Consider the following 20,552-nt stretch of genomic DNA (forward strand, 5'->3'; position numbering starts at 1 on the left):
GCTCACCCCCTCTGTCCTGCCGGACATCTCCCCTCAAAGGGGAGATTGGCTGGCGGCGTCCGCTCGCCTCAATCTCAACGCCCAAGGTGGGGCGATGTCCTCGCCTCCTTCGATCTCCCCCTTTGAGGGGGAGATGTCCGGCAGGACAGAGGGGGTAATGCTGGCTCCAACATCACCCTCATTCGCACGACATCGACCGCGCGGAGCCGCCCCGCATGACCGCGCTCACCACGCCCAGCGACCTCCTCTCCACCGGCCTTATCGACGAGGCGGCGTTGACCGATGCTGAAAGGGTCACCGCCCGCTACGCCATCTCGCTCACCGACGACGTCGCCCGGCTGATCGATCCCGCGGACGCCAATGACCCCATCGCCCGGCAGTATCTGCCGCGTCTGGAGGAACTGACCATCCTGCCCGGCGAGCGGGAGGATCCGATCGGCGATCACGCCCATGCGCCTGTGGCCGGCATCGTGCATCGTTATCCCGATCGCGTGCTGCTGAAAGCCGTGCATGTCTGCCCGGTCTATTGCCGCTTCTGCTTCCGCCGCGAAATGGTGGGGCCGGCGGGAGACGGCATGCTGGCCGGGGAGGCTCTCGATGGCGCGCTCGATTACATCGCCCAGCATCCCGAAATCTGGGAGGTGATCGTCACCGGTGGCGACCCGCTGGTTCTGTCGCCCCGGCGGCTGGCGTCGCTGATGCAGCGGCTGGGCGGCATCGATCATGTGAAGATCATTCGTTTCCACAGCCGCGTGCCGGTGGTCGACCCCGGCAGGATCGACGAGGCGATGATCGAGGCGCTCCGAGCGTCGGGCAAAACCGTCTATGTGGCACTGCACGCCAATCACGCCCGGGAATTCACGCCCGAGGCCAAGGCGGCGGTCGATCGGCTGATATCAGGCGGCGTGACGATGGTCAGCCAGTCGGTGCTGCTGAAGGGCGTCAATGACAGCGTCGAGGCGCTGGACGCGCTGATGCGCGGCTTCGTCGAGATGCGGGTAAAGCCCTATTATCTGCATCATCCCGATCTCGCGCCCGGCACCAGCCATTTCCGGCTGGGGATCGACGAGGGCAGGGCGCTGGTCGAAGCTCTGCGCCGCCGCGTCTCCGGCCTGTGCATGCCCGCCTATATCCTCGACGTGCCGGGTGGATCGGGGAAAGTGTCGTTGACGGAAAGTCCTGTCATGGCCGTGGGCGAAGGGGGCTACGAGATTTCGGACCGGCATGGCGAGACGCATGTCTATCGGGACGAAGCCTAATCGTCCGCCTTGTCATTTGCCCGCCTGCGCAGCCTCAAACGCATTGGCCTGTTCCTCCATCCGCTCCGTAAAGCGGTTGAACAGCGTGGCGAAGGCGGCGATGTCATCTTCCGGCCAGCCTGCCAGAGCGGTCGTCAGCACGTCGCGTTTGGTGTCGTGGACGCTGTCGATCATGGCGCGACCATTGTCGGTCAGCGTCACGATGGTGCGGCGGGCGTCCTGCTGGGAGGCTTCGCGGCGGAGGAGATCGCGCTTGACGAGATCGGCCACCATGCGGCTGGCGCGGGAATGGTCGACGCGCATATTCTCGGCGATGGCGCCGATGGTGATCTCCTGCTTTTTACCGAGGCGGCTCACAAGGCTCATTACGTCGAGATCGGAGAGTTCCATGCCCGTGCCCAGACGCGCCAGCGCTACGCGGCCGATATAGCGGCGGCCGGTCATCAGACGCATCTTGGCCATGGCTTCGCCGACGCGATGAATGGCGTCGTCTTTGCGGGTGTCGGAGGATTTGGGTTCGATGTCGCTCATGGCATCTGTTTATCAGAAAAATCGACGCCGCCAAGATATTTCGTGTCTTTGTCACATATGTGCTGTTGACATATATATGCTAAAAGCACATAAATACCCCACTTGAAATTTGTCAGGACTGGTGCCGCCATGGACGCTCGCGTCGAAACCGCAGAACAAGCCTCTCCCGCCTTCACGTCGCTGGTGCCCGATTCGAAGCGCCGCATGCTGGTGTTCCTCATTCTGCTGATGGGCATGTTCATGGCGACGCTGGACAATCAGATCGTCTCCACGGCGCTGCCGACCATTGTCGGCGAGTTCGGCGCGCTGGAGCGCTTCGGCTGGGTCGGCTCCGCCTATCTTCTCGCCACAAGCGCGGTCATGCCTGTGTATGGAAAGCTGGGCGATCTGTTCGGGCGCAAATATGTGATCATGACAGCGATCTTCATCTTCACGCTGGGCTCGCTGGTCTGCGGACTGGCGGTGTCGATGAACACGCTCATCGCGGCCCGGGTGCTGCAGGGGCTGGGCGGCGGCGGCATCATGGTGTCGCTGTTTTCGATCAACGCCGATCTGTTCGAACCGCGTGTGCGGGCCCGCTACCAGAGCTATTCCAGTCTGGTGCTGATGGCGTCTGGCGCCATCGGGCCGACGCTGGGCGGGGCGCTCTCGGATCTGTTCGGCTGGCGCTCGATCTTTCTGGTCAACTTGCCCGTCGGCATCGCGGTGCTGATCGGCATGGCGATCCTGTTGCCCTATCGCAGGCCGACCCGTCGGCCGAAGATCGACTATGCCGGGGCGCTGCTGCTGGCCGGCGCCGTGTCGAGCGTGGTGCTCTGGGCCGACTCCAGCGAGATCTTCGGCTCGCTGATCGCCAAGGAAAGTCTGGCTGTTGTTCTGTTCGGCGCGGTGTCGCTGATCGCCTGGATCATGGTGGAGCGTCGCGCCCCGGAACCCATCGTGCCGCTCGGCCTGTTCCGCAATCCCACGGTCAGTTTCCTGCTGATCATCTCGCTGACCAGCGGCGCCGTCGGCATCGGCTCGGTCAATTACGTTGCGCTGTTCCTGCAGACCACGACCGGGCTTTCGCCGTCGCTCGCCGGCCTGCTGTTCATTGCGCTGACCGCGGTATCGCCCTGGGGTCGCTGACGGCAGGGCGGCTGATCTCGAAGACCGGCCGCTACAAGATCTTCTCGTTGATCAGCACCGCCGGCAGCATGACCATCTTCTTCCTGTTTTCCTTCCTGCATGCGGGAACGCCCATTCCGCTGATCGGCTTCATGATGCTGCTGCAGGGCATGAGCGTCGGCTTCGGCCAGCAGGTGCCGGTGATCGGCGTCCAGAACGCCGCCGATCCCCGCGATGTCGGCGCGGCGACGGGAGCGGTGACGCTCACCCGCATGGCCGGCGCCTCCATCGCCATCTCCGTCTATGGCGCGGTGCTGTCGTCGGGGGTGGCGCGGCATGTCTCGACCATTCCGGGCGTCGGCAATATCGCCGAACTGACGCCGTCGGCGCTGGCGTCTCTGCCGGAAAGCAGTCGCCTGCTGGTGGCCGATCTCTATGCCGGCGCCTTCCACCATGTGTTCCTGACCATGTCGCTGACCATCGGCATCGGTTTCATCGCCGCGATGCTGCTCAAGAACAATCGCCTGCCGAGCGGCATGAAGGGATAGACGGTGGAATGGCATGGGCATTGCAACGTCTCTTCCGACATCATCAGGAGAGACGTCATGCTCAACAATGCCGCAACCCTTGCCGCCGAAGACAGGAGCATTGCCGAAAAAACGCTCATCGAAGCGCTTGCGCTCGCCGCGCTGACGGCGCGCACGGGCAGCCCCGCCGGCTGCGCCTTCTCGCCCTTCGGCCTCTGGTCGAAGATCGCCCGCAAGGGATGACTCAACAAAGAGGCCGCCGGATCGCTCCAGCGGCCTTTCTTCATATTTCGAAATTGGACGTCAGTCGCCGATCACCAGCAGGTCGCGCGGCGCGTAAAAGGCCGCGACCGTGTCGCCGATCGCCGGCGGCGGCTGCGAGGGATCGTTGAAGGCGTCGAAGGACAGCGTCGCGCCATCGACCTTGAGCCGGGTGCGGACCACGGACCCCAGGAAGTGCACCCCATCGACCACTCCGGTCATCGACAGATCGCGGCCGCGGCTCTGATCGAGCGACAACGCCTCCGGACGGACGGCGAGCGTGACCTTGTCGCCCGCTTTCTTGCCGGTGAGCGGCTGCGACACCGCCACGGTCGCGCCGTTTACCGTGACCGTGCCGGCGGCGGGGTCGGCGACGACGGCTTCGATCATCGACAGCGTGCCGACGAAGCCGGCGACGAAACGCGTCGAGGGGCGGTTGTAGATCTCGTGCGGCGTGCCGATCTGGTCGGCCTTGCCCTGATGCATGACGACGATGCGGTCGGAGATCGACAACGCCTCTTCCTGGTCATGGGTCACGAAGATGGTGGTGATGCCCATCTTGCGCTGGATGTCGCGGATTTCCTCGCGCAGCGACACTCGGATCTTGGCGTCCAGCGCCGACAGCGGTTCATCGAGCAACAGCACCTGCGGCTTGATCGCCAGCGCGCGGGCGAGCGCCACGCGCTGCTGCTGGCCGCCCGACAGCTGGAAGGGATAGCGGTCGGAGAGATGGTCGAGGCCGACGAGCTTGAGCATGTCGGCGACGGTCTTGTCTCGGTCTGCGCGATTGATGCCGCGCACCTTCAGGCCGAAGCCGACATTGTCCGCCGCCGTCATGTTGGGAAACAGCGCATAGGCTTGGAACACCATGCCGATATTGCGCTGGTTGGGCTTCAGATCGTTCTGCCGGACGCCGCCGATGTTGATCTCGCCGGAGGTGGGCGTTTCGAAGCCCGCGACCATGCGAAGGGTCGTGGTCTTGCCGCAGCCCGACGGGCCGAGGAAGGAAACGAATTCGCCCTTTTCGATCGCCATGTTGAAGTCGATGACGACGTTCTGCGCGCCGTAGGACTTCTGGATATTGGAGAGAGTGAGAAAGCTCATGGACAAAAATCCTCAGACCTGGCGGGAGGGCGTTTTCTGGAAGCGGGACAGCAGCTGGATGACGCCGAGGCAGGCCCAGGTGATGCCGAAGGCGATCACGGCGAGCGCGGCCGGCTCATAGGCGCGGTTGGCGCCGAGCAGCTGCATGTATGGGCCGAATGCCGGACGGTTGAGCAGCGCGGCCATGGTGAATTCGCCGATGACGATGGCGAAGGTCAGGAAGGCGCCCGAGAGCACGGCGATCATCACATTCGGCAGGATGATGCGGCCGAGGATGGTCACCCATCCGGCGCCCAGGCTCTGGGCGGCTTCCGTCAGCGTGCCGACATCGATCGTGCGCAGGCCGGTGTCGACGGCGCGATACATATAGGGCAGCGCCAGCGTCGCATAGCCGAACATCAGCAGCACATTGGTGCCCATTGTGGTTCCCGTCAGCGGCAGCCAGCTCGAGGTGTTGTAGAGCCGGATATAGCCGAACACGATGACGATGGCCGGAATGACCAGCGGCAGGAGCGTGATGAATTCGATATAGGGACGCAGCCGCGGCAGTTTCAGCCGCACGACATAGGCGGTGGGCACGACCAGCAGCACGCCGAATACGATCGTCGCCAGCGCCTGCGCCACCGAATAAGAGAAGGTCGCCTGGAAGCTGGGATCGGCGAGAACCTTGGCGTAGGCGTCGAAGGAATAGACGCCGCGCCGCATCTTGAGCGAAAAATTGGTCATGCCGATGAGCGGCAGCAGGAAATAGAGAATGCCGAAGGCGAGCGCGCCCCAGCCCCAGAGCTTCTTCATTTGAGCCACCTTTCGCTGCGGGCGCGCAGCCAGATGTAGAGAGTGTTGGCCGTGGCGGTGATCACGATCATGCCGAAGGCGATGGCGTAGCCGAGATGCGGATTGCCGAGCACGTCGCCGCGGATCTGGGCAAACAGCAGGATCGGCACGATGCTGAGCGAGGAGCCGGTCAGCGCAATCGCGGTGGCCACGGCGCCGAAGGCGTTGGCGAACAGCAGCGCAAACGTGCCGAGCAGCGACGGCAACAGGATCGGGAAGGCGACCATGCGCCAATATTGGCCGGTCGTGGCGCCGAGAATGGAGGCTGCTTCGCGCCATTCCTTCTTCAGGCCTTCGAGCGCGGGCGTGATGATCAGCACCATCAGCGGGATCTGGAAGAACAGATAGGTGACGGTCAGGCCCCAAAAGGATAGCAGGTTGAAGCCGAGCGCGCGGAGATTGATGCCCAGTTCTGTCTTCAGATAGAGCGTGATCATCCCGGCCGGACCGAGCGTCGCCAGAAAGGCGAAGGCCAGCGGCACGCCGGCGAAGTTCGAGGCGACGCCGGAAAAGGTCAACAGCGGATCGCGGATGCCGCGCGGCAGGCCGCCCACGGTCACCGCCGCCGCCATGCCGAAGCCGATCAGGCAGCCGAGCAGCGCCGACGCCATGCTGATCTTGATCGAGATCCAATAGGCCGCGAGGATCGACGGCGTGAACAGCGCGGCGATGTTGTCGAGCGTGAAGCCGCCTTCGGGCGTCTGGAACGCGCCCAGCACGATCTTGAAGGTCGGCAGGATGAGAAACAACAGCGCGAACAGAAAGAAGGGCGCCACCCCAGCCAATGCGTCGGCAATTTCCTCGGAGCGGATTTCGCCCCGGCGTTGGAAGTGTTCATCAAATCAGTCCCGTGCCCCGAGGGATGGTTTGTCAAAAATGCAGAATAGCGGCCATGGCCGGCGGCGGCAAAGAGCGACCGCATGATATTTGTGCATTATCAAGCAGAAAACGCCCCGGCGCGGACGCCGGGGCGGCATTCATGAGGTCAGGCGCTTACTGAACGTTGGCGCCGACGACCTTGTCCCAACCGCCGGTGACGGCGGCCTTGTTGGCGTCGACTTCCTCGAGCGTCGGGAAGTAAGCCTTTTCATAGGACGCGGCCGGGGGCAGCTTGTCGAGCAGTTCCTTCGGGATCTTGCCGGCGGCGGACATCGCGTTGAAGCGGGCCGGGTGGCAATAGCCCTTCAGCCAGCCGAGCTGACCTTCGTCGGAATAGAGATACTCCATCCAGAGCTTGGCGGCGTTCGGATGCGGAGCATAGGCCGAGATCGCCTGGACATAGACGCCGGCCAGAACGCCGGTTTCCGGAACGATGACGTCGACCGGCGGGTTGCCGGCCAGCGTGTCGCGCCAGGACAGGGCATTGTAGTCCCAGGCGATGACGATCGGGGTCGAGCCCTGCGCCAGCGTGCCGGCCTTGCCGATGACGGGGACGAAGCTGCCGGCCTTGTTCAGTTCGGCGAAATAGGCGAGACCGGCTTCACCGGCTTCCTTGCCGGCCTTGGCGCCGGTGGAGAGACCAGCGGCGAGAACGCCGAGAATGGCCTGGTTGGAGGCGCGCGGGTCACCGGCGAGAGCGACCTGACCGGAATATTCCGGCTTCTTGAGGTCGGCCCAGTCCTTCGGCGTGTTGGACACGAGGTCCTTATTCACGATCATCGACATGACGCCGTAATAGTCGCCATACCAGTAGCCGTCGGCATCCTTGACGTTGGCCGGGATTTCTTCCCAGGTCGAGACCTTATAGGGCTGGATCAGGCCTTCGGCCTTCATCTGCGGACCGAAAGCGAGGCCGACGTCGACGACGTCAGGAGCCTGCGGGCCCTTGTTGTCCTTGTTCGCCTTGATGGCTTCCACTTCGTCGGCGGAGCCGGCGTCGGGGTTGAGTTCGTTGACCTTCAGGCCGTACTTGGCCTTGAAGCCTTCGATCACGGCGCCGTAGCCGCACCAGTCGTGGGGAAGGGCGATGACGGTCAGTTCGCCTTCAGCCTTGGCGGCCTTGACGAGTTCTTCCGGCGCGTCGGCGCGAGCGATGGCGGTGGTGGCCATCAGCGCGGCGCAGGACGCGGCGATGAGCGTGTTGAGCTTCTTGGACACTGGCTTTCTCCTCTTTGGTGGGGCAGCGTTGCTCGCCCTGTTAGTTTTCTTTCATGACGGCTGTGTGACAGTTCCGTTACGGTTCCAAACGGCTCGGCAACGGATTTGTAATAATCTTTTCAGCTTGCCCTCCTATTTCCCGGAAATCGGCTTGCGGAACAGCGGCGTGGATTCGAACAGCTCCTCCAGCATCGTCATGCGCTCGCGGGTCTTTTCCCAATGCGAGCCCTGAATGGCCTCGATCAACGCTTCCACCACGAACAGCGTCACCACCGAGGAATCCCAGGCCGACGGCGCTTCGATGCTGAGCCGGAAACTATGCCGGGCATGCTTGACGATCGGCGAGCCCCATTGATCGGTGAACAGCACGATGTCGGCGCCGTGTTCGGCGGCGGTGCGCGCGAGCGCCTCGAGCTGGCTTTCATAGCGCCGGATGTCGAACAGGATCAGCACGTCGCCGCGGCTCATGTTCAGCACGTAATGCGGCCAACTCGACGCATTCGACGATATGCGCGTCACGCCCGGACGGATGACCTGCAGATGGGTGAACAGATACTCGGCGATGGCGCCGGTGATGCGACCGCCGGCGAGATAGACCGAGCGCTTGCGGTCGCCGATCAGCCGCGCCGCCGCGTCGAAATCCTGCGGATCGAGCGCGCCGAGCGACTGGCGCATATTGGCCATCACCGCCTCGGCGAAGCGATTGAGAATATGCGCGCCCGGCGCATTGGGCGCCATGCGCTCATGCTTGGTGATCGGGTTGGAAATGGTTTCTTCCAACTCCTGGTGCAGGCGCGACTGGAACTCGGTAAAGCCCTTGAAGCCCAGTTTCTGCACCATGCGGACGACCGTCGGCGTCGACACCCTGGCCGCTTCCGCCACCGTGGTGATCGAACCGAGGCCCGACACGGGATAATTGTCCAACAGGCTGTTCGCCAGCTGCTTTTCGGCGCGGGTCATGGCGTCGTAGCCCGCGGTGATGAGATCCGAGACCGTGGAGGCGGTGGTTGTCACCAGTGCTGTTCCCCTTCCAGTCTTTGCTGGAGTTTTGCAAAATATGAAGGGCAAAGCTGGAACGGAGTCAACAGATTTTTCGTATCGGCCTGTTCATGATGTGGATTGACAGAAAATTAATTCTGGAGAATTCTTTTCAGAACGGGGAACCAGAGGCGAAAAAAGCCGTGCATCTTTTGACCGACCAGGACGGACAGCCCGTCACTGTGATCAATCAAGGCGGATCCAGCGCCATCCTGCTCGTTTGCGAGCACGCCTCCCGGCGGTTGCCGGAAAAACTCGGCGCGCTCGGCCTCGACGAGGAGGCGCTGACGGCGCATATCGCCTGGGATCCCGGCGCGCTCGCCGTCTCCCGGCTGATTTCCGAAAGCATGGACGCTGCGCTGGTCCAGCAGAATTTTTCGCGTCTCGCTTATGACTGCAACCGTCCGCCGGAAGCGCCCGACGCGATGCCTGAGGTGAGTGAGATCTACGAAATCCCCGGCAATCGCGATCTGTCCGAAGAGGCGCGCCAGGCGCGCGTCGAAGCGATCTACCGGCCTTTCGAAGGCGCGCTTTCCCGCGAAATCGACGCCCGAGCCAAAGCCGGTCGCCGCACCGTCATCGTCACCATGCATACATTCACGCCCGTCTATAAAGGCGTGGCGCGCGACGTGGAGAGTCGGCGTGCTGCATGACGCGGACCAGCGTCTCGCCGACGAGATGCTGGCGCGCGCCGACGGCCGCTACGTTGTCAGGCGCAACGAGCCCTATGGCCCCGCCGACGGCGTGACCCACACGCTGAAGCGGCACGGCCTTGAAAACGGGCTGGTGAATGTCATGATCGAAATCCGCAACGATCTGGTGCGGGATGAGGCCGGCCAGGCGCGCGCCGCCGGCTTCCTGTCGGGCCTGTTGGGCGAAAGCCTCGCCGCGCTCGGCTGAAGAATGACCTGAACAACCGGGCGCAAAGACCCGGGTTCAAGCATGATGCATGAACAACCGGTCCAAAAGGACCACTGGGGAACACGACAATGTCTGACGGTTATACTGAACACGATAAAAAGCAGGACATGCATGTCCTGCACTCCATGGGCTATGCCCAGGAGCTCGAGCGACGGATGAGCGGATTCTCGAATTTCGCCATCTCTTTTTCCATCATCTGCATCATGTCGGGGGCATCAATTCGCTCGCCCAGGCCACGTCGGGCGCGGGCGGCATCGCCATAGGCATCGGCTGGCCGCTCGGCTGCCTGATGTCCGGCTTTTTCGCGCTGGCGCTGGCGCAGATCGCCTCGGCCTATCCGACCGCCGGCGGTCTCTATCACTGGGGTTCGATCCTCGGCAACCGCTTCACCGGCTGGCTGTCGGCCTGGCTGAACCTGCTCGGCCTGATCACCGTTCTCGGCGCCATCAATGTCGGCACCTATTACTTCTTCTTCGGCGCCTTCGGCTCGATGTTCGGCATGGAGGACACGCTCTATGTTCGCGTCGCCTTCGTCGCCGCGATCACCGCGCTGATGGCGGTAATCAACCACATGGGCATCGGCCTGACCGCCAAGCTGACCGACATGTCGGGCTATCTGATCCTGGCCGCCGCCATCGGGCTGACCATCGTCTGCCTGATCAGCGCGCCCAGCTATGACATCGCCCGCCTGTTCACCTTCACCAACTATTCCGGCGAGGCCGGCGGCAATGTCTGGCCGTCCGTGTCGGGCGGCTGGGTCTTCGCGCTCGGGCTGCTTCTGCCGATCTACACGATCACCGGCTATGACGCTTCGGCGCATACCTCGGAAGAGACCGTAAAGGCGCAGATTTCGGTTCCCAAGGGCATGATTTCGTCGGTGCTCTGGGCCTCGATCTTCGGCTACGTCATGCTTTGCGCGTTCGTGATCATGATCCCGAACATGGATGAAGCGGCCAAGCAGGGCTGGAACGTGTTCTTCTGGGCGATGGACAGCCAGGTCAATCCGGTCGTGAAGAACATTCTCTATGTCGCGATCTTCATCTCGCAGTTCCTCTGCGGCCTCGCCACCGTCACCTCGGTGTCGCGCATGATCTTCGCCTTCTCGCGCGACGGCGGTCTGCCGGCCTCCAAGGCGCTCGCCAAGGTCAGCCCGTCTTTCCGCACGCCGGTCGCGGCCATCTGGACGGGCAGCATTTTGTCGGTTCTGTTCGTGTGGCTGACCTCCGAAATCAGCATCGGCGAAGCCTCGGCCTATGCGATCGTCGTGTCCTGCACCGTCATCTTCCTGTTCCTGTCCTTCGCGCTGCCGATCGGCCTCGGCCTTCTGGCGCATGGCACGCCGAAATGGAACAAGATGGGCCCCTGGGACATGGGCGCCGCAAAATTCAAGCTGGTGGCTGTCCTCGCCCTGATTTCGATGGTGGTGATGTTCGTGATCGGCGTGCAGCCCCCGAACGACTGGGCGCTCTACATCACAGTCGGCTTCGTGATCCTCACGGCGATCGTCTGGGTGGTGTTTGAACAGCGCCGGTTCAAGGGCCCGCCGATCGGTGACGAAGTCGCCAAGCGCCAGGCCGAAATCGCGGCCGCCGAGCGCGCCGTCGGCCAAGCCTGAACCACGATGGAAAGCCGCCTCAGGTCTCAAGAGGCCGGAGGCGGCTTTCCCTTTCAAAAACGGGAACAACGGGCTCGAAGCACCCGGATAGAACAAGAATGGATTTCCTCATGAGCACTGCCTATTCATTCGACGATCTCAAGAAGGACGTTGCCGAAGGCCGCATCGACACGGTTCTTGCAGTCCAGGTCGACATGCAGGGCCGCCTGATGGGCAAGCGGTTCCAGGCGCAGTATTTCGTCGAGAGCGCTTATGAGGAAACCCATAGCTGTAACTATCTCCTCGCCACCGACATGGAGATGGAAACGGTCTCCGGCTACAAGTCGACGTCCTGGGAAAAGGGCTATGGCGACTATACGATGAAGCCGGATCTTTCGACGCTGCGTCGGATCCCCTGGCTCGAAGGCACCGCCATGGTGCTGTGCGACATGCTCGACCATCACACCCATGAGGAAGTGCCGCATTCGCCGCGCGCCATCCTCAAGAAGCAGGTCAAGCGTCTGGAAGCCATGGGCATGAAAGCCTTCATGGCCACCGAACTCGAATTCTTCCTGTTCGACCAGACCTATGACGACGCCCGCCAGAGCGGCTATCGCGATCTCAATCTCGTCTCCGCCTATAATGAAGACTACCACATCTTCCAGACCACCAAGGAAGAGGATGTGATGCGGGCGATCCGCAATGGTCTGCAGGGCGCCGGCATCCCGGTCGAGAATTCCAAGGGAGAGGCGTCCGCCGGCCAGGAGGAGATCAATGTCCGCTATGCCGAGGCGCTGACCATGGCCGACCGGCACGCCATCATCAAGAACGGCTGCAAGGAGATCGCCTGGAGCCGCGGCAAGGCCATCACCTTCCTCGCCAAGTGGAACTACACCGCCGCCGGTTCGTCCTCGCACGTGCACCAGTCGCTTTGGTCGCTCGACGGCAAGCCGCTGTTCTTCGATCCGAATGGCCGCTACGGCATGTCCAAGCTGATGGAGCATTATGTGGCGGGCCTGCTGGCGCATGCTGGCGAGATTACGCTGGCGCTCGCGCCCTATATCAATTCCTACAAGCGCTTCGTGGCCGGCACGTTTGCGCCGACCAAGGCGGTCTGGTCGAAGGACAACCGCACTGCGGGCTACCGCCTCTGCGGCGACGGCACCAAGGGCATTCGCATCGAATGCCGCGTCGGCGGCTCCGATCTCAATCCCTATATCGCGTTTGGGGCGCTGTTGGCCGCCGGCATCGACGGCATCGAGAAGAAGATGGAGCTCGAAGACCCGTTCAGCGGCGACGCCTATGGCGCGGCCGGCGTGCGCGAAGTGCCCAAGACGCTGCGCGACGCCACCGACATGTTCACCAGTTCGACGCTGCTGCGGGACGCTTTCGGCGACGATGTTGTGGACCACTATACCCGCGCGGCGCGCTGGGAGCAGGAAGAGTATGACCGTCGCGTGACGGACTGGGAGGTGGCGCGCGGTTTTGAACGTGCGTAAATCGCAACACTCCACGCTAGCGCTTTGACGAAATCACAACGATGTGACATATTGGCAGTCTTTCCATGGAGGCCGCTATGGCGATCGATACGGCATGGTTTCATCAACAGTTGGAGAAGCGTGGTAGCTCTGTTCGGGGACTGGCGCGGTATCTTGGGCTCGACGCCAGCGCCGTGTCCCGAATGCTGAACGGCGAACGCAAGATGAGCGCCGAGGAACAGGACCGGATAGCGGAGTTTCTCGGCGTCAGTATCGAAGAGATCGCGTTTCATCGTCGCGGAGTCGCTGCCGGCTTCAGCGAAAGCAAGCAAAGCGCCTACAATGCCGAAGTGGATCGGAAGGGACAGCCTGCTGTGTCCAACGAGTGGTTTTCGGAGAAGGATGTCATCTACAAGGATGGCAAACGCTGGATGGAGGGACGCAACGGTGAACTCGTTGAAGTGCATCGGGTATTTGGCTGCATGAAGGGCACGGTCACGATCATGCCCGGCGTCGATCTCACGGAGCCGATGGAGTTTGAGTGGAGCGAAAAACTCTACACCGGCGAGCGTGGGAATGGGTAAGGGGCTGTTGCTCGACACCTGCGCTGTGATCTGGATGTCGAGACACGAGGATGTGTCCAAGGAGGAGGCGATGAACGCGATCAACTACGCGGAGCAGGACGGAACGAAGGTTCTTGTCTCTCCTGTCACGGCATGGGAAATGGGCATGCTTTTGGCGCGCCGACGCATTGCTGAAACCAAGACGGCGCAGGAGTGGTATCGAGGGTTCATGGAAACGGCCGGGTTTGATGAGGCGCCTGTCACAGCCGACATCTTCATGGCCTCTTGCGAGTTGCCGCATCTGTCGCACAAAGACCCCATAGACCGCATCCTGATCGCCACCGCGCGCGAACACGATTTGACCATCATTACCCGCGACCAGGCCATATTGGCCTATGGCGCGGCGGGCCATGTCAGAGTGCTGGCCTGTTGAACTGGAGTGAAGAAAGATGACGATGATCCGATGCATATCGCCGGTCGACGGTTCGGTCTATGCCGAGCGTCCGGCCATGAGTTACGACGACGCGGCTACCGCGATCGGCCGCGCCCGCGCCGCGCAAAAATCCTGGGCCAAGCGTCCGCTGGAAGAGCGCGTGTCGCTGGTGTTGAAGGGCGTCGCTCGCCTCAACGAAATGGCCGAGGATGTGGTCAAGGAACTCGCCTGGCAGATGGGCCGTCCGGTCCGTTACGGCGGCGAGTTCAAGGGCTTCAACGAGCGCTCCAACTATGTCGCCTCGATCGCGCACGACGCTCTGGCTCCGCTGCTCATCGAAAAGAGCGACAAGTTCGAACGCTATATCAAGCGCGAAGCCCATGGCGTCGTCTTCGTCATCGCGCCGTGGAACTACCCTTACATGACCGCGATCAACACGGTCGCGCCGGCGCTGATGGCCGGCAATAGCGTGGTGCTCAAGCATGCCAGCCAGACGCTGCTGGTCGGCGAACGCATGGTGCGCGCCTTCAACGAAGCCGGCGTGCCGGAAGACGTGTTCATGAATGTCTTCCTCGACCACGACACGACCTCCAAGCTCATTGCGGCAGGCTCGTTCAATTTCATCAACTTCACCGGCTCGGTCGAAGGCGGTCGCTCGATCGAACGCGCCGCCGCCGGCACGTTTACCGGGATCGGCCTGGAACTGGGCGGCAAGGATCCCGGCTATGTGATGGAGGACGCCGATCTCGACGCCGCCGTCGATACGCTGATGGATGGCGCGACCTACAATTCCGGCCAGTGCTGCTGCGGCATCGAGCGCATCTATGTGAACGAGAACCTCTACGATGCTTTCGTCGAGAAGTCGGTCGCCTGGGTGTCCAACTACAAGCTCGGAAATCCACTCGATCCCGAGACGTCGCTCGGGCCGATGGCGCATAAGCGCTTCGCCGCCACCGTCCGCGCCCAGATCGAGGAAGCCGTCGCCAAGGGCGCCAAGGCGCTGGTCGATCCGAAACTGTTCCCTGCCGATGACGGCGGCGCCTATATCGCGCCGCAGATCCTCGTCGATGTCGATCACTCGATGTCCTTCATGAATGAAGAAACCTTCGGCCCGGCCGTCGGCATCATGAAGGTGAAATCCGACGAAGAAGCCATCGCGCTGATGAACGACTGCAAATACGGTCTCACCGCCTCGGTCTGGACCCAGGACGCCGAACGCGCCGCCCGCATCGGCAACGAGCTGGAAACCGGCACCGTGTTCATGAACCGCGCTGATTATCTCGACCCTGCTCTGTGCTGGACCGGTGTCAAGGAAACGGGCCGCGGCGGCTCGCTCTCCGTCATCGGATTCCAGAACCTCACCCGTCCGAAATCCTACCACCTCAGAAAGTCGTTCTAACATGTCGATCACCGCAAACTGGAGCTATCCGACCGCCGTCAAGATGGGCGCGGGCCGGATCAAGGAACTCGCCGACCATTGCAAGGCCGTCGGCATGAAGAAGCCGCTTCTGATTACTGATCGCGGCCTCGCGCCGATGGCGATCACGCAGAACGCGCTCGACATTCTCGACGCCGCCGGTCTGGGACGCGCCATCTTCGCCGATGTCGATCCCAATCCGAACGACATCAATCTCGAAGCCGGCGTGAAGGCCTTCAAGAATGGCGGTCATGACGGCGTCGTCGCCTTCGGCGGCGGCTCGGGCCTCGATCTCGGCAAATGCGTGGCCTTCATGGCCGGCCAGACCCGTCCGGTATGGGATTTCGAGGATGTCGGCGACTGGTGGACCCGCGCTTCGGTCGAAGGCATCGCGCCGATCGTCGCCGTGCCGACGACGGCGGGCACCGGTTCGGAAGTCGGCCGCGCCTCGGTCATCACCAATTCGGCGACACATACCAAGAAGGTCATCTTCCATCCGAAATTCCTGCCGGCCGTCACCATCTGCGATCCGGAACTGACCGTTGGCATGCCCAAGGTCATCACTGTCGGAACCGGCATGGATGCGTTCGCGCATTGCCTGGAAGCCTATTCCTCGCCCTTCTATCATCCGATGAGCCAGGGCATCGCGCTCGAAGGCCTGCGTCTGGTGAAGGAATATCTGCCCCGCGCCGTGAAGGACGGGACCGATATCGAAGCGCGCACGCATATGATGAGCGCCGCCGCCATGGGCGCCGTGGCCTTCCAGAAAGGTCTGGGCGCCATCCATTCGCTCAGCCATCCAGTTGGGGCGATCTACAACACCCATCACGGGATGACCAACGCCGTGGTGATGCCCCCGGTGCTGGCCTTCAATCGTCCGGCGATCGAGGACAGGATCGCGGCCGCGGCCGCCTATCTCGGCATTTCCGGCGGCTTCGACGGCTTCTATGACTATGTGCTGACGCTGCGCGAAGAGTTGGGCGTGCCGGACAAGCTGTCGGCGCTCGGCGTCGGCACGGACCGCATCGACGAGATGGCCGAGATGGCGATCGTCGACCCGACCGCGGGCGGCAATCCGGTGGAACTGACGCTGGATGCGGCCAAGACGCTGTTTGCGCAGTGCATCTGACGAAAACGCATCGAGTTGCAGGAGAGCCCGGCCGTTGCGCCGGGCTTTTTCGTTCAGGCGATGATCGCCAGCGAATGGGCGAGGCTCACAAGTTCGGCGCGGTTCTGCGCGGCGAGCTTCTGCTTGGCGCTTTCGATATGGGCATGGACGGCGCCGCCGCCCAGGCCGAGCATCTCGCCCGTCTTGGCGTCGGAAAGGCCCGTGGCGAGCAGCCGAAGACAGTCGATTTCCTCGGCGCCCAGTCCCGCGGGCGGCGTGCGGAAACCCTCGTTGGGCGCGAGACAGCGCAGGCGCTGATGAAATGCGAAAGCTGCGGCCGTCAGCTGCGCCTTGTCGCCAGTCGCGATCCGTCGAGCCGAAATCAGACTCGCCACCCCGTAACGCAGGCCGCCGCGGTGGATGGGCACGCAGAGCGCATCCTGCCAGCCAAACGCGGCGAAGCGCTGTAGGAGATGCCCGACATCGGCGCTGGGCCTGTTTCGGTTCATTCGTTCGCCGAGCGTGAAAGCGCCGTGATCCCGCTCGATCATTGCCAACAGGGGATCGTGATGGAGATGCCCCGCCTGGCGGCAGAAGCCCCGCCAGCGGTCGTCCCAGGAATGCGCCAGGATTACATCACGCTGGCGGCAGCCGAGATCCGTCTCCAGAATGGTGAAATTCCGTATGCCGAATGCCGAGATGAAATCCGAAAATACTTCGACGCAGGCTGAATAAGCTGTTCTACTATAAATTTCGAAAATGGTATGCGCGGCGTCCTCGGTGTTTCGCACGTTCAGTGGCCCGTTATTCTTGTCGCGTTGGTTCGTGGGACGCTAGTATTCATTTGTGGCGAAATCAGAGTCCAGTAAAATTTAGGGGTAAAATTACAGTTGAGGCCTGTGGGAATTCATTGGGCGCCGTCACGGCGAGGCTAACGTAGCGTGAGGCTCATGGTTCCACCATCACCCCGTTTAATCGGCGTGGCGCCCTATGGGTGTGGGGAAGATCCCAGCGCCGGCAATCATCATCGGGAAATGTCGAAGGGGAGCGAGGCGCGCCGACGGCGCGCCGAAAGCAGTGCCGGCGCGAGACGGGGCTTATCCCTTTCCCGCGCCGATCGAGCCTCTATTCGGCGGCTGCCGCAGTGCTGGGCGCGGCGTCGTTGGCGGCCACCAGGCGGCGTTCGCTTTCCTCATTGTCGTTGGCGGACAGCCATTCGACATGGGCTTCGGCCATGTCGCGCGATTTGACGGCGATGTCGATCATCGCGTCGATCTGTTCCTCGGTGTGATCGGCCATCACCTGCAGCCTCCAGCGGCAGGCGTTGCGCGCCACCGCCGGATGTTCGACGAGGTTGACGATGCCGCCCATCTCGACCGCATAGCGAGTCATCAGCCGGGCGAGCAGCACGTCGCCGATCAGCATGGGCACGACGGCGCTCGGTTTGCCGAGCACTTCGAAGCCTTCTTCTTCCAGACCGGCGCGCAGGCGCAGGCTGTTGCGCATCAGTCTTTCACGGCGTTCGCGGCCTTCCTCGCCCTCGATGATGTCGAGCGAGCCGAGCACGACTGCGGCCTGGATCGGCGACATGGCGTTGGTGAAAGTCGAGGGGCCGCACTGACCGCGGAGGCCGAAGCGAAGGCCGCGGCTGTTGGAGGCGACGAAGCCGCCCATCGAGCCGAAGCTTTTCGAAAAGGCGCCGACGAGAATGTCGACGCCGCCGACGATGCCGAAGTCTTCGAGCTTGCCGCGCCCGGTTTCACCGAGCGCGCCGAGATCATGGGCGCAATCGACCAGCAGGGTGGCGTTGTGGCGGCGGCAGATTTCCTGGATCTCGGGTATGTTCGGCACGTCGCTGTCCATCGAGAACAGCGTTTCGGTGACGACGAGAATGCCGCAATCCTCATCCTCGCGGCGGATGCGCGCCAGCCGGCTCTCGATCGCCTTGACGTTCAGATGCGAATGGACATGCACGTTTTCCGTGGCGTCTCGGGCGGCTTCCTGCAGGCAGGCATGGGCGAGGATGTCGATGACGACATGATCCGTCGGCTTGACCAGCGTTTTGACCGCGCCATAGCCGGCGGCCCAGCCGATCGGGAAGACGACCACGTCCTCGAAGCCCGTGAAGGCGGCGAGGCGGCGTTCGAGTTCGACGGACAGGGCGGTGTTGCCCATCAGCGCGGCCGAACCGGCGCTGTGCAGGCCGTAGCGGTCGATGGCGTCCTTGGCGCGCTGCATGAGTATCGGATGCGAGGCGAGCGACAGATAGTCCTGGCTGGCGAAATTGTGGCCGGCGAAGGTGGAGCCATCGCGATGGGCGCCTTCGATATAGTTGCCGACGCGGCTCGTCGAGTATTTTTGGTAGGGGTCGAGCTTGTGCTGCACGCGGCTTTCCCACCAGGCGCCGGATTCCGACCAGCGATCCAGAAGATTGGTCGGCTGGTTGTATTTTTCGACTGCGGGAAGACTTGTTCTCAATTGTCCGGGAATGTTTTCGAACATAACGCCACCTTTGCCAATACGCGCTGAACTACCGAGGCATGCGGTTCAGATCGGGAGATGCTAAAACCCCGCCTTTCCAGCGGTTCTCAACACTCCGCCGTAACCTTTTATAAAGATTAACGAATGATGAAAATTAGTCAATTGGCCTATAATGAGACATGCGCCAAATCGGGAATATCTCTAAAGACTTGGTTAACGTAAAAGGCCCGGCGTTATATTCGCCGGGCCTGATTTAGAAAGGGATTCAACGCTCTTAATCGATGAACTCGACTGTAACTCCAGGTTTAACCATTTTCGCGAGTTCCGTGGCGTCCCAGTTCGTCAAGCGGATGCAGCCATGGCTCTGGCTGCGGCCGATGCGCGACGGATCGGGCGTTCCGTGAATGCCGTAGGTCGGCTTCGAAAGGGCGATCCAGACCGTGCCGACCGGACCGTTCGGACCGGGCGGAATGGTCAGCACCTTGGTGTTGTTGCCCTGCTGGAAATTGATCTTCGGGTTATAGGTGTAATTGGGATTGAGCGCCACACGTTCGACCGTATGCAGGCCCGAAGGCGAGGGCGTATCGCTGGAGCCGATGGAAGCGGGATAGGCGGCGAGCAACTGGCCCGCCTCGTCATAGGCGTAGACCTGCTTGCGGAACTTGTCGGCGACGATGCGGGCGACCTGGCCGCTCTTCGGTTGGCCGGGATTGACGACCTTCACGATGGAGCCGGGAATGGTGAAGTCCACGCCGGGATTGAGCGCCTTCAGATAGCCCTCGTCCATGTGAAAACGCTCGGCCAACGCCTCGGTGACCGAGGTGTAGCTCATGCCGGGCAGGGCCGCCTTATGGGCATAATCCTCGGGGATCGCCGCGACATAGGGGCCGGCGGCGTCGGCGGCCGTGATCTCGTACTCCATGATCGGCAGACCACCCGTGTAGCCGAGCCGGGTCATGATGTCTTCGATATTGTTGGGGTCGAGAGTCTCGCCGGTGATGCGGTCATAGGCCGCGACCGCCTTGGACACGTTCATCCCCATCTTGCCGTCGATGACGCCCGGAGAGGCACCGGAACGATCGAGAAACACCTGCAGCGCGGTGATTTCGTATTGCGACTTCTTGCCGTCCAGCGTGATGACGGGGTCGGGCTGGCGCTGTTCGATTGCAGGGAGATCGGGATCCAGCGACGCCATGTCGCTGTCACCCATATTGTCGCTGGCGATCCCGTCGCCCGGCAGCGGTTGCTCCTGAAAGCCTTCGTTGTTGTCGGGATAGGTCGGGAGCGAACCGGTCGAGCCCTGATAATCCGATTGAGGGGGCGAGGGGAAGAAGCCGGGATCCTCCTGGAGTTGATCCTGGCCGGCGCGGGCATAGTCGTCGACGCCTGGCAAGCCGCCGGGCGCCCGTCGGCCTGCGCCGAAATCGGAGCGACGCATTTCCGTGGCGACCAGATTGCCGTAATGGTCGATCAACACCCGTTGGCCACGCTTGTTGGTGCGCACGATGACATCGGCGGCGTCCGGCACGTAATCGAGGACATCCCCTTCGGGCGTCATGAGGATGACATCGCCGCCAGCGGGGCTCTGGGCCGATGCGGGCATGGCGATCAACAGCGTCAATACAGAAATGGCGAACGTTCTTGTTAACATGATCCTCAGGTTCCGGCGGCGCTTCCGCCGTGGCGGGGCTGCAAGAGCCAAACATGTCGAATTTGACTCTATTGTGGAATTTCGACAAACGCAGTGAACAAATGCTGAAATTCCCCCTTTGGTTCAAGCGCTTTCGTGTAAATTGCGC

The 20,552-nt window shown here is 62.4% G+C and carries 15 protein-coding genes and 4 pseudogenes; 10 read left to right on the plus strand and 9 right to left on the minus strand.

Going from position 1 to position 20,552, the window contains the following annotated elements; all coding sequences use genetic code 11:
- The first annotated feature begins 215 nt into the window (after window positions 1-215).
- A complete protein-coding gene (locus H2O14_RS19420) occupies window positions 216-1,259 on the plus strand; it encodes a lysine-2,3-aminomutase-like protein (protein WP_182828944.1) in 1,044 nt (347 codons plus the stop codon).
- A gap of 12 nt (window positions 1,260-1,271) precedes the next feature.
- Here H2O14_RS19420 and H2O14_RS19425 read toward each other — a convergent pair whose 3' ends face one another.
- Window positions 1,272-1,790, minus strand: a complete 519-nt coding sequence (locus H2O14_RS19425) for a MarR family winged helix-turn-helix transcriptional regulator (RefSeq protein WP_246697453.1) — start codon at window positions 1,788-1,790, stop codon at window positions 1,272-1,274.
- Between the two features lie 129 nt (window positions 1,791-1,919).
- Between H2O14_RS19425 and H2O14_RS19430 the strand changes: the two are divergent.
- Together H2O14_RS19430 and H2O14_RS19435 are read left to right on the plus strand one after the other, a co-directional pair.
- A pseudogene (locus H2O14_RS19430) lies at window positions 1,920-3,445 on the plus strand (MDR family MFS transporter).
- Between the two features lie 57 nt (window positions 3,446-3,502).
- Window positions 3,503-3,667 carry a hypothetical protein gene (locus H2O14_RS19435; RefSeq protein WP_182828945.1) on the plus strand — a complete coding sequence of 55 codons (165 nt, stop codon included), beginning with the start codon at window positions 3,503-3,505 and terminating at the stop codon, window positions 3,665-3,667.
- Window positions 3,668-3,727: 60 nt separating this feature from the next.
- Here H2O14_RS19435 and H2O14_RS19440 read toward each other — a convergent pair whose 3' ends face one another.
- The 5 genes and pseudogenes from H2O14_RS19440 to H2O14_RS19460 all read right to left on the minus strand — a co-directional run bounded on the left by H2O14_RS19440 (window position 3,728) and on the right by H2O14_RS19460 (window position 8,734).
- Complete coding sequence (locus H2O14_RS19440; protein ID WP_182828946.1) at window positions 3,728-4,789, minus strand: ABC transporter ATP-binding protein; 1,062 nt, start codon at window positions 4,787-4,789, stop codon at window positions 3,728-3,730.
- Between the two features lie 12 nt (window positions 4,790-4,801).
- A complete protein-coding gene (locus H2O14_RS19445; protein ID WP_182828947.1) occupies window positions 4,802-5,584 on the minus strand; it encodes an ABC transporter permease in 783 nt (260 codons plus the stop codon).
- A pseudogene (locus H2O14_RS19450) lies at window positions 5,581-6,461 on the minus strand (ABC transporter permease). The gene H2O14_RS19445 and the pseudogene H2O14_RS19450 overlap by 4 nt, the downstream one beginning before the upstream one ends.
- 155 nt (window positions 6,462-6,616) lie before the next feature.
- Window positions 6,617-7,672 (minus strand): ABC transporter substrate-binding protein, encoded by a 1,056-nt coding sequence (locus H2O14_RS19455; RefSeq protein ID WP_182829446.1) that lies wholly within the window; start codon window positions 7,670-7,672, stop codon window positions 6,617-6,619.
- 180 nt (window positions 7,673-7,852) lie between these two features.
- The gene (locus H2O14_RS19460; protein WP_182828948.1) at window positions 7,853-8,734 is read right to left on the minus strand and encodes a MurR/RpiR family transcriptional regulator; all 882 of its coding nucleotides are present in this window, start codon (window positions 8,732-8,734) and stop codon (window positions 7,853-7,855) included.
- Window positions 8,735-8,901: 167 nt separating this feature from the next.
- Here H2O14_RS19460 and H2O14_RS19465 point away from each other — a divergent pair.
- The 7 genes and pseudogenes from H2O14_RS19465 to H2O14_RS19495 all read left to right on the plus strand — a co-directional run bounded on the left by H2O14_RS19465 (window position 8,902) and on the right by H2O14_RS19495 (window position 16,293).
- Window positions 8,902-9,658, plus strand: a pseudogene (locus tag H2O14_RS19465) (N-formylglutamate amidohydrolase).
- An 89-nt stretch (window positions 9,659-9,747) separates the two neighbouring features.
- Window positions 9,748-11,294, plus strand: a pseudogene (locus tag H2O14_RS19470) (amino acid permease).
- Window positions 11,295-11,404: 110 nt separating this feature from the next.
- The gene (locus H2O14_RS19475; protein WP_182828949.1) at window positions 11,405-12,772 is read left to right on the plus strand and encodes a glutamine synthetase family protein; all 1,368 of its coding nucleotides are present in this window, start codon (window positions 11,405-11,407) and stop codon (window positions 12,770-12,772) included.
- A gap of 77 nt (window positions 12,773-12,849) precedes the next feature.
- Window positions 12,850-13,335 carry a helix-turn-helix domain-containing protein gene (locus H2O14_RS19480; RefSeq protein ID WP_182828950.1) on the plus strand — a complete coding sequence of 162 codons (486 nt, stop codon included), beginning with the start codon at window positions 12,850-12,852 and terminating at the stop codon, window positions 13,333-13,335.
- Window positions 13,328-13,747 carry a type II toxin-antitoxin system VapC family toxin gene (locus tag H2O14_RS19485; RefSeq protein ID WP_182828951.1) on the plus strand — a complete coding sequence of 140 codons (420 nt, stop codon included), beginning with the start codon at window positions 13,328-13,330 and terminating at the stop codon, window positions 13,745-13,747. The genes H2O14_RS19480 and H2O14_RS19485 overlap by 8 nt, the downstream gene beginning before the upstream one ends.
- Before the next feature lie 16 nt (window positions 13,748-13,763).
- Window positions 13,764-15,146, plus strand: coding sequence for an aldehyde dehydrogenase family protein (locus H2O14_RS19490; RefSeq protein WP_182828952.1), 1,383 nt, complete (start codon window positions 13,764-13,766; stop codon window positions 15,144-15,146).
- A gap of 1 nt (window position 15,147) precedes the next feature.
- Window positions 15,148-16,293: an iron-containing alcohol dehydrogenase gene (locus tag H2O14_RS19495; RefSeq protein WP_182828953.1), complete on the plus strand. Its 1,146-nt coding sequence runs from the start codon at window positions 15,148-15,150 to the stop codon at window positions 16,291-16,293.
- A gap of 53 nt (window positions 16,294-16,346) precedes the next feature.
- On the opposite strand, the gene H2O14_RS19500 is transcribed toward H2O14_RS19495, so the two are convergent.
- The 3 genes from H2O14_RS19500 to H2O14_RS19510 all read right to left on the minus strand — a co-directional run bounded on the left by H2O14_RS19500 (window position 16,347) and on the right by H2O14_RS19510 (window position 20,356).
- Window positions 16,347-17,063: a helix-turn-helix transcriptional regulator gene (locus H2O14_RS19500; protein WP_182828954.1), complete on the minus strand. Its 717-nt coding sequence runs from the start codon at window positions 17,061-17,063 to the stop codon at window positions 16,347-16,349.
- Window positions 17,064-17,397: 334 nt separating this feature from the next.
- Window positions 17,398-18,774 carry an aminotransferase class I/II-fold pyridoxal phosphate-dependent enzyme gene (locus tag H2O14_RS19505; protein ID WP_182828955.1) on the minus strand — a complete coding sequence of 459 codons (1,377 nt, stop codon included), beginning with the start codon at window positions 18,772-18,774 and terminating at the stop codon, window positions 17,398-17,400.
- A gap of 253 nt (window positions 18,775-19,027) precedes the next feature.
- Window positions 19,028-20,356, minus strand: coding sequence for a L,D-transpeptidase (locus tag H2O14_RS19510; RefSeq protein ID WP_246697670.1), 1,329 nt, complete (start codon window positions 20,354-20,356; stop codon window positions 19,028-19,030).
- Window positions 20,357-20,552 lie beyond the last annotated feature (196 nt).

It is taken from the genome of Rhizobium sp. G21, assembly GCF_014158035.1.
In the GTDB taxonomy this organism is placed as follows: Bacteria; Pseudomonadota; Alphaproteobacteria; order Rhizobiales; family Rhizobiaceae; genus Rhizobium_E.